A 16,915-nucleotide genomic window follows, 5' to 3' on the forward strand; every position below is an offset into this window, starting at 1 on the left:
TTGCCCGAGCCGGACGGCCCGATGATGCAGATCACCTCGCCCTTTTTGACGTCGAGGCTGATGCCCTTCAAAACCTCGAAGGTTCCGAACGATTTCCGCACGTCGGCAAGCTGCACGATCGGCGAAGCGGTGGTCCATCCGTTGGCCATGGTGAAGCGCATCCTCAGCGAATTTGGAAGCGCCGCTCGAGGCGGGCAGTCCAGAGATTGATCGGATAGCAGTAGAGGAAGAAGCAGAGCAGCGCGAAGCCGTAGAGCGGAGCGAAAAGCTCGGGTCTTCCACCTTCTGCCGCATGAACCTGCGCGGTCAGAGTGAGCATCTCGGAGACACCGACAATCGAAGCAAGAACCGTGGCCATCGCGACGAGGGCGTAGATGTTCATCCAAGGCGGGAGCATGCGCTTGACGCATTGAGGTAGGATGATCCGCCACATGATCTGGCGACGGGTGAACGCGAGAGAATCGGCCGCCTCCCATTGGGTCGTGGGGACCGAGCGGACCGCGCCGCGCACGACCTCCGCAACATTGGCCATAACGGGTAACGCGAACCCGAGTGTCGCCTTGAGCCAATCAGGAAGTGGAATGGTCATTCCGAAGATTGTCACTTGGAACGGCACCAAGAACATCACGAAGAACAGCAGCACGAGCCAGGGCGCATTGCGAAAAAACTGAGTCACTGCCCAAGCAATGCGGCGAAGGATCGGCTGTTGCGTCAGCATCGCGAGACCGAGACCGACACCTGCCAATGTGCCGATCAGCATCGCCAGAAGAGAGATCGCGATGTTGAAGGCGAATCCTGACAAGAGGAGGGGCGCCCACTTGATGATAACCTGGAGCGGCGAGAGAACTGCCTCACCGTTTTGCGCCCAGGCTGACGATGCGAGTAGCACCCCTCCGATACAAAGGAGCAAACCTAGAGTAGGCGTAAGACGCGGGGTGATCCATGTCGATGCCACTTTGCAGGGGAGCATGACTGGCAGGATGTCCCGCCTTCCCGTGTCGAGATTCATTGGCCAAACCCCGGAATGCGGAGGGAGCGTTCCCAGCGGTGCATGATGAAGACGAGAACACCAACGAGGATGCCGTATGTCGCCAGTAGGACGACCATCATCTCGAAGACGTTCTGGGATTCCGACCAGATCTGCTTCACCTGGTAGAGTGTCTCCGGCACCGCTATGGCGTAAGCCAGAGTTGTCGTTTTCAAAAGGTTTACGAGGTTGTTGTTGAGCGCCGGAAGGCAGACGCGCAACGCAAGTGGCAGAATGATGTAGAAATACGCTTTGAGGCGCGTGTATCCAAGGGCCTCGGCCGCCTCGACGGTTGTTTTCGGCACCGCCTCGATGCCAGAGCGGAAGATCTCAACGTTGAAGGCTGCCGCGAAGAGCGAGAGGGAGACGATCGCCCACTGCGTGTTGCTCAAGAGCGGCTCACGCATCCCGGAGGCGGTCTCCGTCGCCGGCAGCAATGTGCCAAGTCCGAAGTAAAAGAAGAAGATTTGGACCAGCGGCGGCGTGTTGCGGAAGATGACAACAAAGCCGTTGATGAACGCGCGTAGGATCCGCGACGGTCCCGTCTGCAGGAGTGCTCCGATCGCCCCAATGATTAAACTCAGGAGAATCGTGGTGACGCTGAGAATCAGCGTCATCTTGAGACCATCCAAGTAGCGATCCCAATCGTAGGGGTCGTAGAAGACAGAAAAGTTGAGCCCTATTGCCTCGTAAAGGGACTTGAACCAATCCGGTATGACGTTCATCGCGCAGCCCTTCGCGTTCGAGGCGAAGAGCCTCGGCAATCAAACTGGAAGCCGGTCAACCAGAGCCCTACCCCGGCTCGACCTGTAAATCTGCAAAAGGTCGAGCCGGATCCATTACTTGAGCTCGCTCTTGTATTTTTCGTGCATCGCCTTCGAATAGTCCGTTGGAGCAATGCCCCATTTTTTCTCGGCATCCACGATGAAGCCATTCTTCATCCAGTCCTTGGTGGTATTTTCAAGGAGCGTCTGAAGGCTCGTATTTCCTGTCGCGACTGCCATCATCCATGGCGCGTCGAGAACACCCTTCAGCGGCAGCGCAAAATCCGCCTTCCACTCGTCATCGAGCAGTTTTCCCTGAAGGAAAGTCTGGTCGTACAAGTAACCGATGCAGTTGCCTTGCTTCATCGCGAACAACGGCTTCTCGGAGCCGTCGAACGCAACGATCTGCGGACCGTAGGTGCGGGCCACGTCCTTGTTGTACCAAGCGCCGGACGTCGCGCAGACCGGCTTGCCCTTCAAGTCGGCCCAGTCTTTGATGCCCGCCTTTTTGGCAACGAGGACGTTCACGTAATCGGAGTAATACAGCGGCTCGATCGCTTGGACGACCCGACGGCGTTCTGGCTTATCGGACAGCGTGGCAATCAGAAGATCGACCTTGCCCTGCTGCAGAAACTCGATCCGGTTCGAGGAAACGACCGGGACGAGTTCCAGCTTGACGCCAAGACGCTTGGCGACATCCGCTGCGAGGTCCGGCTCAATCCCTACGATTTTTCCATTCGGGTCACGGAAGCCGAAGGGTCGGTAATCGGCCTTCACGCCGACGTTGAGCGTGCCGCGTTGCTTGATCGCGTCGACCCCATCAGCCGCGATCGCGCTGCCGAGCATCGCGAAGGCCGATGCTGCCAAAACCGAAAATCGTGTGGTCGCATTCATGAGTACACGCCTTCATTGATGTGAGAGGAGATCGAACAGAGCCGTCAAAGCCGACGAGCGGTAGCTTGCTCACCAAATCGAGCGACAGAAAAGGGCTCAAGGCTGATCTTGCTTTGCCCTTCCGTCAGCAAGTCAGCGATTGCTTCGCCAATTCCCGCCGAGTGCTTAAAGCCGTGCCCCGAGCAGGCGGAGACAACAAGGACCCTGTCCTTTCGAGGATGCCAGTCGATGATGAAGCCGCGGTCCGGAGTGACCGTGTAGAGGCAGGCGGCGGCCTGGACGACCTCTGGCGTGGTTCCCGCGAGACGTCCCTGCACATGCTGGCGGTACATCTCGGCAGATTCGCCGGAACTGACGTCTCTCCTCATCTCCTCCGCGGTGGTGTTGGCTTCGTATTGCTCGGTCGCCACCTTGACGCGAGGGTCGCCTGGCATCGGCGGGAAGCCGTAGAGGTAATCGGTCTCGGCTGAACCGTGCATCCAGATGAAAACCGGCGCGTCAGGGCCGTAAGCCTTCGTGTCGTCGAGGGCGTACCAGTGAAGCACCTGACGGTTCACCGTCAGGAGGCGGTCGAAGGGCTCGCCCAGCAGAGGGGCGATCCATCCTCCGGCGGACACCACCACCTGCCCAGCCAGGACGGTACCTGCAGACGTCTCGATGCGCACGCCTGCCGCATCCTGCTCGATTGCAAAAACTTCGGTGTTGGTACAAACCCTCGCGCCCAGTTCGACAGCGCGCTTGAGCTGCGCCGCGATACAAGCTTCAGGCATGACATAGCCACCGCCGGGCTCGTAATAGGCCTTGTCATCACGCGACAAGCCCAGAAATTGCGGAAAACGCTGATTGACCTCAGCACCGTCCAGGACTTCGTGAGGAATGCCGAACTCTTCTGCAACCTCGATCGAACGAGCGACGAAGTCTTTCATGCCGTGGTGGAGAGTCTCACCATGGCCTGGTGCCATGACCAGCACGCCACAATCGTGAAGCAGCGTCTCGCCGGTTTCTGCCTCCAACTCGCGCCAGATCCGGTGGGAGTTCAGGACGAGGGGAACGTAGTTCTGTCCCTCCCCGACAGCTTGTCGCGTGATGCGTGTTTCGCCGTGGCTTGAGCCCATCGTGTGGGGCGGGGCGAAGCGGTCGAGACCGATCACCTTCGCACCGCGTTTCGCCAGCTGATAGAGGGCCGCGCTGCCCATCGCGCCCAAACCGACGACAACGAAGTCTACGCGATCAGTCATCGAAGCCATCTTCTCTGCCTAAAATCTATCCAGGCTCCAAATGACGGCAACAGAACAGGAATGGCAAGAAAAATGCCTTTGATGAAGCGAGATTGATATATATCATGAATTGGACTTATGGAATGCGACGCTCCGATGGAACCGCTGCTCGATTTGAAGACCCTGCAGGTGGTTGCGGCCGTAGCCGAAACGGGCAGCGTGACGGAGGTTGCCCGCCGATATGGACTCACGCAGTCTGCAGTCTCGCAGGCAATCCGGCGGGCCGAGATGACGGTCGGCGTACCGTTGCTCGACCGCAGCCGCCGCCCGCTGATGCCGACCTCTGCCGGCCGCGTTCTCACGAGCCGCATACACGACTTGAATCGCGATTTTGATGCGCTGCTCAGCTCAATACGGACCATGGCCGCGTTGCCTGAACGGATTGACCTTCGCTTGGGCATGGTCGATTCCTTCGCAGGGACCATCGGACCGCATCTTGTCCAAGAGCTCGTCGACGGCGCGATGGCGCTCAGCCTATCGGCCTGGTCGGGGCTTGCCGCCTCGCATGCAGAGGCGCTGATGCGTCGTGCCATCGACGCGGCCATCACATGCGATGCCATGGAAGATCTCGATGATGTCGAGCGCTATCCGTTGTTCCGTGAACCCTATCTCCTGATCGTCCCACGAAACCTTGGAGCGATGCTTGCTGAACTCGACCTCCGTGAGGTCTTGGAACGGCACCGACTGGTTCGCCACAGCGAACGATCGTATGTGGGATCGCAGGTCGAACGACATCTCAGGCGGCTCGGCATCCAACCTCCGAGAGCTTTCGAGTTCGACACTTCTGACGGGCTCATCGGGATGGTCGCGACCGGAATGGGCGTTGCCATAACAACACCCCTGTGCTTGCTTCAGGGCATTGCTCATGCGGCGAACGTGGATGTCCTACCCCTGCCTGGACCTGGCTTTTCCCGTGAGCTGCTGCTCGTCACGCGCCGTGGCAACGTGCCCTCGCTCGCACCCCGGATTGCCGCCTTGGCTCAGAATATTACCCGAACTCGGGCAATGCCCCGAATTCTGACACTTGCGCATTGGCTGAGGCGTGATTTTGAAAGCCTGTTCCCTGCCGGCGAATAACCTTCACGAAGAACACGCAAGAGAAACTGGCGCCAGGTCGAACCTCTCGGCACCTTGCGTCTCTTCCTCCGCGATTCGTTCTCCGGACTGAATCCTTCATCTGCTCGGTGCCCGAGAGGCTTCATCCGTCAGGGTCGGCCTTGGCGGTCGTTCGAGACGATTCGCAATCCTGGGGCGGCCGCCCGTGCGACGCGTATATGCGCGACGATCGCGTCCGGATGCGAGAGTTTTGTACGCTGGATGCGCTCGAGGCCATTGCTTCGCCGAAGGCAATCGGGGGACGTCCGATGGCGGCGGAGCCAAGGGCTGCACGGACGACCCGTCGCTCGCTCCGGCGGCGTGACCCGGTTGCGGCAGGAGCGGCCTCCGGCACGGGCTTGCGAAGGACTTCGAGTGCGCTGCCACCGACTTGAATTGCCGCGCGACATCAATAACCTGCTGGGCCCGAACCGTAGCCGGTACAGCTCATAGCCAATGTAAGAAGTTGGACATACCATTTTGGCTTGCGGGCGAAGCTGAGAACTTGGGAGGGCGTTGAGATGATCGAGCTGACGGTCAACGGTACCAAGTATCAGGTCGATGTCGTCCCACAGATGCCGTTGCTCTGGGTGCTGCGCGACGAGCTCGGCATCACCAGTGCGAAATATGGTTGCGGCATCGCCCAGTGCGGTGCCTGCACGGTTCACGTCGATGGCCGAGCGGTTCGATCCTGCCAGGCCCCGGTCGGCGCAATCTCCGGCAAGCCGATCACGACGATCGAGGGGCTGAGCAACGGTGATCTCCATCCGGTCCAGAAGGCCTGGATCGAGCATCAGGTCCCGCAATGCGGCTACTGCCAGATCGGTCAGATCATGCAGGCGGTCTCGTTCCTCGAGCTGAAACCCGACCCGACGGACGAGGACATCGACCTGGTCATGTCGGGGAACCTCTGTCGATGCGGCACCTACGCGCGCATCCGCACCGCGATCCACGCGGCCGCCGCGAAGATGGCGGAGCGGTGAGATGGGCGCGCTGCCGGACATCTCTCGCCGAGCCTTCCTGATCGGCTCCACGGCGGTTGCCGGGGGCGTCGCCTTCGGATCCTTCGTCGCCCAGGCCGAGCAGGTCGCCGCTCCGGCACCGGCTGCGAATCCCCTGGCCGCCGGCCTCGGGCCGAACGCCGTCGCCTTCAATCCCTGGGTCGAGATCGGTCCGGACAAGATCACCCTGATCGCCCAGCACGCCGATATCGGCCAGGGCGTCGGTTCGATCCAAGTCGTCCTGATCGCCGAGGAACTCGACCTCGATCCTGGCCAGTTCGAGATTCGCTTCGCCGGACCGAGCCCGGCCTATTTCAACACCGGCTTCGCGGACGAGTTCGCGCCGTTCCTCGCCGCGGACCACAGCGAGGCGGCCGAGGCGGCGCGTGCCGCCACGCTCGAATATCTGCGCAAGACCGGCCTGCAGATGACCGGCGGCTCGAGCACCATCCCCGACACCTACGAGAAGCTGCGCATGGCCGGCGCGGTCGCGCGCGAGACGCTGAAGGCCGCTGCGGCCGAGCGGATTGGCATGCCTGTGGCCGATCTGCGCACCGGATCCGGCCAGGTGATCCTGCCGGACGGAACCACCATTCCCTACGTCCACCTCGCGGCGGACGCGGCGAGGATCCCGCCGGTGACGGCCGTGACGCTGCGCGATGCATCCCGCTGGCGGATGGTCGGCAGGCCGATGGAGCGGCTCGACATCCGCCCGAAGGTCACGGGCGAAATGAAGTTCGGGATCGACCTGAAGCTCGACGGAATGGTGTTCGCCTCGGTCAAGCTGAACCCGAACAAGGGTCAGCCGATCACGGCCTACGACGCCAGCAGGGCCGTGGGGATGCCGGGGGTCAAGACGGTCCTCAAGCTGACCAACGGCATCGCGGTGATCGCGACGAACAGCTGGTACGCCATGAAGGCGGCCGAGGCCGTCGACTGCGTGTGGGCGCCCTCGCCCTATCCCGCCGAACAAGCCGATCACTGGAAGGTCCTCGGGGCCTCGTTTGCCCCGGAATTCCTCGGCAAGGAGTGGCGCAAGACCGGCGATATCGACGCCGGCCTGAAGACCGGCACACGCGTCGAGGCGGAGTATCGCGCCCCCTACCTCGCGCATGCGCCGCTCGAGCCGCTGAACGGCATCGCCCTCGTCACCGAGAGGGGGATGGATGTCTGGCTCGGCCACCAATCGCCGCAATCCGTGCAGCAGATCGCGGCAGCGGCTGCCGGCTTGAAGCCGGAACAGGTGACTTTCCACAATCAATGGACCGGTGGCAGCTTCGGGCACCGCCTGGAATTCGAGAACGTCCGGGTGCTCGCCGAGATCGCCGACCAGATGCGCGGGACGCCGGTCAAGCTCGTCTTCTCGCGCGAGGAGGACTTCCTCCAGGATATCCCGCGCCAGATCGCGATCGCCCGCTACCGGGGCAGCGTGGCCGATGGCAAGATCGTCGCGGCCGACCTGCAGCTTGCCTCGACGGCACCGCTCAAGGGACTCCTGGAGCGAATGGGCACGCCCTCGAAGGATCCCGACGAGCAATTGAAGGTCGGAATCTGGAACGTCTACTACGACATCCCGAACTTCCGGGCGGCGAGCTACGAGGCGCGAGGGTTGTCGCCGTGCACGACCTGGCGTTCGGTCGGGGCTTCGACGGCCGGCTTCTTCACCGAGAGCTTCATCGACGAACTGATCCACGCAGCGGGGCTCGATCCGCTCGAGGCGCGGATCGCGATGTGCTCCGTGCCGAACTACCGGAAAGTGCTCGAGACCGTCGGCGAGATGGCGAACTGGCAGGGGCCGCTCGGCAACGGCAAGGGGCGCGGGGTGGCCTTCGTGGAGTCGTTCGGCACACCGGTGGCGGAGATCGTCGAGGTGACTGCGACGGCCCGGGGCATCAAGATCGATAAGGTCTGGGTCGCCGCCGATGTCGGCAAGGTCGTCGACCCCGTGAATTTCGAGAACATGGTGCAGGGTGGCATCGTCTGGGGACTCGGCCACGCGGTCAATTGCGAGCTGACCTACGCCGACGGCGCCGTCCAGCAGACCAACTACCACCACCACGAAGCCATGCGGATGTACCAATGTCCGGTGATCGAGGTCCGTGGGCTCGAGAATGACCGAAAGGTCCGCGGAATCGGCGAACCGCCCGTGCCGCCGGCGGCGGCCGCGCTCGCCAACGCGATCTTCGCGGCGACCGGTCAACGCATCCGGGAAATGCCGTTCAACAAGTCCATCGATTTCGTTTGAGGGAGCGCGCGATGAGAAGCCTTCTGATCGCCGCGGCCCTCTCGGCCTGCGCCGCCCTCGCCCTCACGGCGCTCGTCGAGGCCAAGGACGACGCCGCGGACCAGTCCGCGAAGGACGTCTTGCCGTCCGGCAGTGTCAGCTCTCAGGCGGGGCTCGAAGCCTGGACGCGGATCGAGGCGGTGGTGACGCATCCGCGATGCGCCAACTGCCATGTCGATGCCGCGGGAATCCCCATGTGGACCCCGGCCGGCGAGACCAAGACCCGGGCCCACGGCATGAACATTCATGCCGGCGAAAGTCGGATCGGCGCCGAGACGATCGCCTGCTCAACCTGCCACATCACCTCGACGGATCCGAACGAGCCGGCGCCGGCGCCCTTGCGGTCCGGGATCGACTGGCAACTCGCCCCCGTGGAGTTTCTCTGGTTCGACAAGACCGGTGCCGAGATCTGCGAACAGCTCAAGGATGCCAAGCGCAACGGAGGCCGAGACACGGCAGGCCTGCTGGAGCATCTGCGGCACGACGCATCGCTGAACGGGTTCATTCCCCGCGCGTGGCAACCCGGCGCCGGCCGCAGCACGCCCCCGGGCAGTTTCGAGGATCACGTCAAGGATGTGGCCCTATGGGGCGCTGCCGGACAGCCTTGCCCCCGCTGATCCGAACTGGATCTTCCTGAGGGTGTAATCTTGCATTGGACCCGTGACATGGATCCCGGATCCTTCATCCGACGCGCCTGATCGATCCGCAGAGCGCCATACTCCCCGCGCCAGACCGACCGCGCGCGGGATCCGCGGCCTCCGACGCGCCCGGCCATCGTGGTGAGGCCCGCGGATCGGCACCTCGACCCGCGTGGGTGCATCGGACTGGAAGGCAGGCTATGGTCGCTCCCATGGTTCACGCCCACCCGCGGCTCGAGAGCGCCCGTGCCCGCCTGCTGGCGGTGTCGTCGATCGATGCCGTGGTCTCGGTGCTGCGTGAGACCGCGCGCGAGATTGCCGGCTCGGACGGCATCTCGGTGGTGCTGCGGGACGGCGCGTTCTGCCACTACGTGGCCGAGGATGCGATCAGACCCTTGTGGCGGGGACAGCGCTTCCGGCTGGAGGATTGCATCTCGGGCTGGGTGATGCTGCACGGTCGGCCTGCCGTCGTCCCCGACATCGAGTGCGATTCCCGGCTGCCGGTCGCGGCCTATCGCGCCTGCGCGATGTGCAGCCTCGTGATGGTTCCGATCGGGTCGCCGGTCCCCGTGGCGGCGCTGGGCGCCTACTGGTCCGCCTGGGTCGATCCCGACGCGGACACGGTGAGGCGCCTGCAGGCTTTGGCCGACATGGCGACCGTGGCGCTGACCCGATCGCAGCCGACGCGGCAGGACCCGGCGCTCGGCGCCGCCCCCGCGCCGGACACCCTCTCGCCTCCCGGGTTGCCCGAGGCCGCCTCTCTCGGGCCGTGAGGAGGCGCCGAAGGCGATGGCCATGCGGAGGTCCGCTCCGATCGCCCTCCGTCCCGCCTCAGGGCTCGGGCGCGGCCCCGCCGGTGCCGTCAGCACTCAGGAGGTCAGGGGTAGGCCCGCGAAGGACAGGCTCGCGGTGTAGATCGGCACGGCCTCCTCGTTGGTCACCAGGACCGTGTAGATGTGCTGGTGCCCGCCATTCGGCACCTCGTGCCGCGCGATGTCGGGCAGGAGGCGCTTGGCCTCCCGGTAGGCCTCCTCCACCGTGGCGTACTCGGTCCCGGTGTTGTCGCGGCTCCAGACGCCGTCGTGAACGTCGAAGAAATAGCGCGCCACGAGAACCCTCCGCGTCGAGGAGGCGGCGGCACACTCCGTCTCTCACGCGCTGACCGCCGCGATCACCGCCAACGATCGTCTACCATTAGACAGTATGGCGGGCGCGGACAAGAACGTGAGTCAAGGCCCGCGGGGCGGACGTGTGCGACCGCAGGTTGTTCAGGTCGAGCCCGGACGCGCGCCTCAGACAGATCCGACGCCCGGTCACCAGTGCCGGCCGATCGAGGATGCTGGTGCCGCGACGTCTCAGTCTCCGCCAGCACCGTGGACGACGCAGTGACGGGCGAGAGCGCCCGCAAGGCGTGAACCGTCATATGATTTGTTCCAGGCGGCCGCGCGCCCGCGGCGGACCGCCGGACCTCGGCGCGAGGGCTATTGCGCGGCCTGGAGATACTTGAGATCGAGGGCCGCCAGGGCCAGTAGCGGCGCCGGAAGGGCGACGCCGGCGATCCGCATCTTGCGAGCGCTGTCCCGACAGCCGACGATGTTGTTGTCGCGGGCGGCCGCATCGACCTGCTCGATCATCTCCGGCGAGGGCTTCGGCGCCCCCGTCGCGGCGGTCGCCGGCGGTGGCGCCGCCGGGGCCGCGGCCTTCTGCGCATCGCCCTGAGGTCCCGAGGCACCGGGCCCCGTCTGGGCGACCGGGCCGCTCAGTCCCGATTTCTGCTGCGGCTCCCCGGCGGCCGATGAGGCCGCGGGCGCCGGCTGGCCTTGCGCGGGCGCCTGCACGGCCGTCGCGGCCTGGGGCGCCGGTGACCCGGCGGGCGCCGCGGCCGGCGCGGGCGGATGCACGAAGGCGACGAGTTCCTGGCAGATGTTGGCGGGCTTGCCCGTGCGCCCCCCCGGGGCTTCGCCCGCCTGCGCGAAGGCGGCGCCGGGGCTCAGAAACAGGGCCAGCGCCACACCTGCAGTTGCTTTCATCGTCCCGTCCCCCATCCTGAATTGTCGAGCCTGCATCGGCCGGCGACGGCTGCGCCCTAGGAGCGCTTGCCCGGCTGCGGGTCTCCCGCAACCTCGTCGTGCGGGCCCTTCACGTCGCCGGTCCAGCGCGGCCCGACGAGGTTGGTGCCGGGCTGAGACACCCGGGCGGACGTGGTGGAGAAGGCCTGCCAGGCGAATTTCTGGCTCGTCGCCAGCACGTAGGACGCCGCGATGCCGAGCGCCACGGCACAGATCACGGCGACAGCGAACGCTTTCATGACACTCTCCTGCCTCAGCCCCGCTGAGATGTCCGAGACCGGCCTTACTCGGCCGGGGCCTGATGCGGGCGCAGCTGCGGTCCGCTCGCGGTCTTGGCCTGCTCCTTCTCGACCCAGAGGTCGTGGTGCGAGCGTGCCCAGGCGAGGTCGACCTCGCCGCTGCCCATGGCGTCGTAGGCGCCCTCCATGCCGAGCGATCCAATATAGATATGGGCCAGGATCGCCGCGATGAAGACCACGCCGATCAGGGAGTGCAGACCCTGCATGATCTGCATGCCGTTGATGTCGGTGGCGTAGAAGGGGAACAGCATCATCAGCCCGGTGATGCCCATGGCGGCGCCGAAACCCGTCACCATCCAGAAAACGACCTTCTGGCCGGCATTGAAGCGCTCCGCGTGCGGGTGGCCCTTGCCGATGAATCCGCCGCCGGCCTTGATCCACTGCCAGTCGATCCTGTTCGGAATGTTGTCCTTCAGCCAGACCGCGAGCATGAACACGATGCCGAGCATGAAGGGCCAGGCGAGATAGACGTGGCTGTACTTCGCCCATTGGGCCAGGGTCGCGAAGGCTTCCGGTCCGATGAGCGGCATCAGCAGGCGCTTGCCGAAGATGTAGTTCAGGCCCGACAGCGCGAGGATGACGAAGCAGGTCGCGGTCATCCAATGGGTGAACCGCTCGAAGCCATTGAAACGAAGGATCTTTTTTCCCGATTCCTCGCTGTGCTCGAGCTTGATCCGACCCCGCGTGAAGAAGAACAGCGCGAGCGCCGCGATCATGCCGAGGATTGCGGCGGCGCCGATCCACGGCATCCAGCCTTCATGGAAGCCCCGCCATTCCCGGCCCTGCGGCTGGATCAGGTTGGCGGCCTTCTGGTCAGGAATCGAGATCCGGCCGTGGATCTTGGGATCCTGCTTGAAGAGCAGATCCTCGTTGACGGAATCCGCCGTCGGGTTCGGCGCCGTCGTCGGCGCCTGCGCGCGAGCGGGCGCGTCGATCGCGGCGACAGCCATGAGCGCCGTGGCGGCGATGAACGTCCTCGTGAGCATGGTTCCCAGCCGCATCGGCCGTTCCCTTCCCTTGAAGCCTGTCGTGGATCCGGATGCGATCAGATCGCGACGGTCTCGCGGTAGGCGGTTTTCCAACCCCAGGCGCCCGATCCGTAGCCGCGCTTGATCACGCGCTCCTTGTAGATCTGCGCGATCATCTCGCCGTCACCGGCGAGCAGGGCCTTGGTGGAGCACATCTCGGCGCAGAGAGGCAGCTTGCCCTCGGCGAGACGGTTCGAGCCGTACTTCTCGTACTCGATGGTCGAGAGGTCCGGCTCGGGGCCGCCAGAGCAGTAGGTGCACTTGTCCATCTTGCCGCGTGAGCCGAAGTTGCCGACCCTCGGATATTGCGGCGCGCCGAAGGGGCAGGCGTAGAAGCAGTAGCCGCAGCCGATGCAGAGGTCCTTCGAGTGAAGGACCACCGCATCCGCGGTGGTGTAGAAGCAGTTGACCGGGCAGACGGACGCGCAGGGCGCGTCCGTGCAATGCATGCAGGCCATCGAGACCGAGCGTTCGCCGGGCTTGCCGTCATTGAGCGTGACGACGCGGCGCCGGTTGATGCCCCAGGGCACCTCGTGCTCGTTCTTGCAGGCCGTGACGCAGGCGTTGCACTCGATGCAGCGGTCCGCGTCGCAGAGAAACTTCATGCGAGCCATGTTGACGTCGTCCTCTTACGCCGCGCGGATCTGGCACAGGGCGGCTTTGGGCTCCTGCATGCCTGTAACGGGGTCGAAACCGTAGGTGGTGATCGTGTTGACGCTCTCGCCGAGCACCACCGGGTCCGTGCCGGCCGGGTAGTACTGGCGCATGTCCTTGCCCTGGTACCAGCCGGAGAAGTGAAAGGGCATGAAGGCCACGCCCTTGCCGACCCGGTCCGTCACCAGAGCCTTGACCTTGGTCTGAGTCCCGTCCTCGGGACCCGACACCCAGACCCAGGCCCCGTCCTTGATGCCGCGATCGGCCGCATCCCTGGTGTTGATCTCGACGAACATCTCCTGCTGCAGTTCGGCGAGCCACGGATTGGAGCGCGTCTCCTCTCCGCCGCCCTCGTACTCGACGAGGCGGCCCGAGGTGAGGATGATCGGGAAATCGCGCGCGATGTTGCGGTCGACCGCCGCCTTCTGCACCGTGAAGCCGATATTGGGCATCCGGAACTGACGCTCGTCCGGACGCGTCGGGTACTTGGCCACGAGATCGGGACGCGGCGTGTAGATCGGCTCGCGGTGGACGGGCACCGGATCGGGCAGGTTCCAGGCATTCGCCCGGGCCTTGCCGTTGCCGAACGGCACCACGCCGTGATCGAGGCAGACACGTTGGATGCCGCCCGACAGGTCGGTCGCCCAGCTCACCGCGTCGATGGTGTTGCCGCCGACCCGCGTGATGACGGCCATCTCCTCGGCCGTCAGATCCTTGTCCCAGCCGAGCTTCTTGAACACCCCCATGGTGAATTCGGGGTACCCATCGGTCAGGTCCGAGCCCTTGCTGAAGGCGTCTTCCGCCAGCAGCGTCTGACCGTTGCGCTCGACGCCGAAGCGGGCCCGGAAGGCGCTGCCGCCGTCCTTCACATGGAGGTCGTTGTTGTAGAGGATGTGCGTACCGGGGTGACGGAGCTCGGGCTTGCCCCAGCACGGCCAGGGCAGACCGTAATAGTCGCCGCCGACTTCCGGATCGTCCTTCGGTGCGCGTAGCGTGACGAGATCGAACTTGGCCTGGTTCTTCATGTGCGCCTTGAGGCGCTCCGGGCTCTGCCCGCAATAGCCGGTCGACCAGCCGCCGCGGTTGATCTCCCGCAGGAGGTCTTCGGCCAGCGGCACGTTGTTCTCGACCCTGATGTTCTTGAACAGCTTCTCGGCGAGGCCGAGCTTCTTCGCCAGCAGGTAGGTAACCTCGTAATCGGACTTCGACTCGAAGGCCGGCTTCACGATCTGCTCGCCCCATTGCAGGGAGCGATTCGAGGCCGTGCGCGACCCGTCGCATTCGAGCGTCGTGCAGATCGGCAGGAGGTAGGTGTTGTCCTTCCGGGCATCGAGTGCCGCGAAGGTCGTCGGGTGCGGATCGGCGACGACGAGAAGCTCGAGGTTGTTCATGCCCGTGATCGCGTCGGGCAGGCGCGTCACGGTGTTGCCGCCGTGGCCGAACACCATCATGGCCTTGATCGGGCTCTTCTGATCGACCTGATCGGCCGGCAGGTTCACCGCATCGAACCAGCGCGTCGAGGTGATCCCCGGCGCTTCCATGTTCTCCTTGCGGCTGCGTGCCTTGCGGCCGGCCTGCGCCGGCACCTCGTCGAAGCGTGATTGCAGCCAGTCGTACTCGACCTCCCACACGCGCGCCCAGTGCTTCCAGGCCCCCTCGACGAGACCGTAATAAAGGGGCAGCGACGTCACATCGAGGCCCATATCGGTGGCGCCCTGGACATTGGTGTGCCCGCGGAAGATGTTGGCGCCCGTGCCCGGCTTCCCGACGTTACCGGTGGCGAGGCAGAGGATGCACAGAGCCCGGACGTTGGCGGTGCCGACCGTGTGCTGGGTCGCGCCCATGCACCAGATCAGGGTCGAGGGCTTCTGCGTGGCGAAGAGCTGGGCGACGCGCTTCAGCTGCTCGCCCGGAACGCCGGTCACCCGCTCGACCTCGTCGGGCGTCCACTTGGCGACTTCCTTGCGGACATCGTCCATGGCGTAGACCCGGTTCTTGATGAACTCCTTGTCCTCCCAGCCATTCTGGAAGATGTGCCAGAGAATGCCCCAGACCACCGGAATGTCGGTGCCGGAGCGGATGCGCACGTACTCCGTGGCGTGAGCCGCCGTCCGGGTAAAGCGCGGGTCGATGACGATCATGTTGGCCCGGTTGATCTCCTTGCCCGACAGCACGTGCTGCATGGAGACCGGGTGTGCCTCGGCCGGGTTGCCGCCGAGGATGATCATCGTCCGCGCGTTGCGGATGTCGTTGTAGGAATTCGTCTGAGCGCCGTAGCCCCAGGTGTTGGCCACGCCCGCGACCGTGGTGGAATGGCAGATGCGCGCCTGATGATCGACGGAGTTCGTGCCCCAGAATGCTCCGAGCTTCCGGAACAGGTAGGCGGCCTCGTTGGTGAACTTGGCGGAACCCAGCCAGTAGACGGCGTCGGCGCCGTTCTTCTCGCGGATGGCCGTGATCTTGTCGCCGATCTCGTCGATCGCCTGTTCCCAGGAGACCTTGGTCCACTGGCCGCCGACGAGCTTCATCGGGTATTTCAGGCGGCGGTCGCTGTGAACGAGTTCGCGGATGGCGGCGCCCTTGGCGCAGTGCGTGCCGCGGTTGATCGGGCTCGCGAAGGACGGCTCCTGGCCGACCCAGACGCCGTTCACGACCTCGGCCGTCACGGTGCAGCCGACCGAGCAGTGCGTACAGATGTTCTTCTTGACCGTCACCTCTGGCCCGCTCACGGAGGACCCAGCGGCCTGCGCCTTGCGCACCGAGCCGAGTTGGATCGAGCCCGCCGCGGCCAGGCCCCCGGCCACGAGGCCGGAGCGCCGCAGGAACGCGCGTCGATCGAGTGTGCCCGAGGCCAGTCCGGCGGCGACGGCCTGATGTTTCGTGCGGCTCGCTTCGCCGCTCTTGCGCTTGATCAGCATCGCGATGTCACTTCTTCAAGGTCTCGTAGCCGTTCGTGCGGTAGAAGGCCTTCACGTGATCGGTCTCCCGATAACGGGCCTTCGTCTCCTCGGAACCGGGATCGTAGGCCTGCGCTTCCGTCGTCGAGATCGGCGAGATCAGGGTTGCCGCCGCGACGGCCGATCCGCCGCCGATGGTGCGAAAGAACTGTCGGCGCCCGATCCCGCCCTTCTTTTCCTGTCGCATCCTCAACCCTCCGAACCCATCATTCTCTCACCAAGCAGCGTCGCCCGCGCTCTGTCCAGAACGCCCTCAGGCATCCATCGCGAACGCTTCGACCTCGATCTCGAGGAAGTGCCGCCCGAGTGCGCCGACGGCGCGATAGAACTCTGTGACAGCCGACGCCTCGAGATCCTCAAAAAGACGCGGGGCCCAGGGCTTCAAGTGCCGCTCGAAGAAGCGCCGCTCGAAGCCGGGCTCCGCATCGAACCGCCGCGCGGCAAGCCCCGCCATCACTTCGAGGAGGATTGCGGCGTGGTCCTCGGGCTCACTCGTCCCGTCACTGCGCTCCACACCCAGAACGCCGAGATCCTCGCGGACCCGCGCGAGCGGTCGCTCGTTGAGGAAGCCCGTCAGGTAGTAGGAGGCGAAGGGCAGAAGCTTGCCGCGTCCGACACCGATGAAGACGTCGAAGAAGTCGCGCTCGAGAGCCTGGGGATCCGCCCCACGGGCCGCCTGACCGAGCGCACCCAAACGGAGACCGAGAGGGGTCTCGTCCCCGTTCAGATCGGAGACCTGAGCGAGCACACGCTCACAGGGCGCGCGTCCGAGAAGAGTCGCGAGAAGGTCGTAATGTCGAGCACGCAGCAGATCAATCTCATCGACCGCCATCACCGCGCCGAAGCCATTCTCAGCCCGGTCTTCACCCGACATGCCACTCGGCTGCATCACACCCCTCAACCCGCGAGCGCCCCCGCGGACCGAATT

The 16,915-nt window shown here is 64.6% G+C and carries 17 protein-coding genes and 1 pseudogene; 5 read left to right on the plus strand and 13 right to left on the minus strand.

The window, feature by feature from the left end; translation table 11 throughout:
- From F6X51_RS28715 to solA, 5 genes and pseudogenes are all read right to left on the minus strand, one after another.
- Positions 1–149: pseudogene (locus F6X51_RS28715) on the minus strand (peptide ABC transporter ATP-binding protein); the annotation flags it as partial.
- 14 nt (positions 150–163) lie between these two features.
- The gene (locus F6X51_RS21010) at positions 164–1,009 is read right to left on the minus strand and encodes an amino acid ABC transporter permease (protein ID WP_150965635.1); all 846 of its coding nucleotides are present in this window, start codon (positions 1,007–1,009) and stop codon (positions 164–166) included.
- Positions 1,006–1,752, minus strand: a complete 747-nt coding sequence (locus F6X51_RS21015; RefSeq protein ID WP_150965636.1) for an amino acid ABC transporter permease — start codon at positions 1,750–1,752, stop codon at positions 1,006–1,008. Before F6X51_RS21015 ends, F6X51_RS21010 begins: the two co-directional genes overlap by 4 nt.
- Before the next feature lie 114 nt (positions 1,753–1,866).
- Positions 1,867–2,685, minus strand: a complete 819-nt coding sequence (locus F6X51_RS21020; protein ID WP_150965637.1) for a transporter substrate-binding domain-containing protein — start codon at positions 2,683–2,685, stop codon at positions 1,867–1,869.
- 44 nt (positions 2,686–2,729) lie between these two features.
- Positions 2,730–3,923: an N-methyl-L-tryptophan oxidase gene (gene solA, locus F6X51_RS21025; RefSeq protein ID WP_150965638.1), complete on the minus strand. Its 1,194-nt coding sequence runs from the start codon at positions 3,921–3,923 to the stop codon at positions 2,730–2,732.
- Between the two features lie 135 nt (positions 3,924–4,058).
- Between solA and F6X51_RS21030 the strand changes: the two genes are divergently transcribed.
- The 5 genes from F6X51_RS21030 (at position 4,059) to F6X51_RS21050 (ending at position 9,753) form a co-directional block, all read left to right on the plus strand.
- Positions 4,059–5,039, plus strand: a complete 981-nt coding sequence (locus F6X51_RS21030) for a LysR family transcriptional regulator (protein WP_150965639.1) — start codon at positions 4,059–4,061, stop codon at positions 5,037–5,039.
- A gap of 539 nt (positions 5,040–5,578) precedes the next feature.
- Positions 5,579–6,040, plus strand: coding sequence for a (2Fe-2S)-binding protein (locus tag F6X51_RS21035; protein WP_191970198.1), 462 nt, complete (start codon positions 5,579–5,581; stop codon positions 6,038–6,040).
- Position 6,041: 1 nt separating this feature from the next.
- On the plus strand, positions 6,042–8,303 hold the full coding sequence (locus tag F6X51_RS21040; protein ID WP_150965640.1) for a xanthine dehydrogenase family protein molybdopterin-binding subunit: 2,262 nt from the start codon (positions 6,042–6,044) through the stop codon (positions 8,301–8,303).
- Positions 8,300–8,959: a hypothetical protein gene (locus tag F6X51_RS21045; RefSeq protein ID WP_246696928.1), complete on the plus strand. Its 660-nt coding sequence runs from the start codon at positions 8,300–8,302 to the stop codon at positions 8,957–8,959. The genes F6X51_RS21040 and F6X51_RS21045 overlap by 4 nt, the downstream gene beginning before the upstream one ends.
- A 221-nt stretch (positions 8,960–9,180) precedes the next feature.
- Positions 9,181–9,753 (plus strand): GAF domain-containing protein, encoded by a 573-nt coding sequence (locus F6X51_RS21050; protein WP_150965641.1) that lies wholly within the window; start codon positions 9,181–9,183, stop codon positions 9,751–9,753.
- A gap of 96 nt (positions 9,754–9,849) precedes the next feature.
- Here the strand turns inward: F6X51_RS21050 and F6X51_RS21055 are convergent, their stop codons facing one another.
- The 8 genes from F6X51_RS21055 to F6X51_RS21090 all read right to left on the minus strand — a co-directional run bounded on the left by F6X51_RS21055 (position 9,850) and on the right by F6X51_RS21090 (position 16,861).
- Positions 9,850–10,089: a DUF6894 family protein gene (locus tag F6X51_RS21055; protein WP_150965642.1), complete on the minus strand. Its 240-nt coding sequence runs from the start codon at positions 10,087–10,089 to the stop codon at positions 9,850–9,852.
- A 372-nt stretch (positions 10,090–10,461) separates the two neighbouring features.
- Positions 10,462–11,010, minus strand: a complete 549-nt coding sequence (locus F6X51_RS21060; protein WP_246696929.1) for a hypothetical protein — start codon at positions 11,008–11,010, stop codon at positions 10,462–10,464.
- 56 nt (positions 11,011–11,066) lie between these two features.
- Entirely contained in the window at positions 11,067–11,288 is a 222-nt protein-coding gene (locus tag F6X51_RS21065) for a hypothetical protein (protein WP_150965644.1), read from the minus strand.
- 44 nt (positions 11,289–11,332) lie between these two features.
- Entirely contained in the window at positions 11,333–12,349 is a 1,017-nt protein-coding gene (locus tag F6X51_RS21070; protein ID WP_407658659.1) for a formate dehydrogenase subunit gamma, read from the minus strand.
- Between the two features lie 44 nt (positions 12,350–12,393).
- Complete coding sequence (gene fdh3B / locus F6X51_RS21075) at positions 12,394–12,990, minus strand: formate dehydrogenase FDH3 subunit beta (protein ID WP_150965646.1); 597 nt, start codon at positions 12,988–12,990, stop codon at positions 12,394–12,396.
- A gap of 15 nt (positions 12,991–13,005) precedes the next feature.
- The gene (locus F6X51_RS21080; RefSeq protein ID WP_150965647.1) at positions 13,006–15,948 is read right to left on the minus strand and encodes a formate dehydrogenase subunit alpha; all 2,943 of its coding nucleotides are present in this window, start codon (positions 15,946–15,948) and stop codon (positions 13,006–13,008) included.
- A 7-nt stretch (positions 15,949–15,955) separates the two neighbouring features.
- The gene (locus tag F6X51_RS21085) at positions 15,956–16,174 is read right to left on the minus strand and encodes a formate dehydrogenase (RefSeq protein WP_150965648.1); all 219 of its coding nucleotides are present in this window, start codon (positions 16,172–16,174) and stop codon (positions 15,956–15,958) included.
- A 66-nt stretch (positions 16,175–16,240) separates the two neighbouring features.
- Positions 16,241–16,861 (minus strand): TorD/DmsD family molecular chaperone, encoded by a 621-nt coding sequence (locus F6X51_RS21090; RefSeq protein ID WP_246696930.1) that lies wholly within the window; start codon positions 16,859–16,861, stop codon positions 16,241–16,243.
- Positions 16,862–16,915 lie beyond the last annotated feature (54 nt).

The organism is Methylobacterium planeticum, from assembly GCF_008806345.1.
In the GTDB taxonomy this organism is placed as follows: Bacteria; Pseudomonadota; Alphaproteobacteria; order Rhizobiales; family Beijerinckiaceae; genus Methylobacterium; species Methylobacterium planeticum.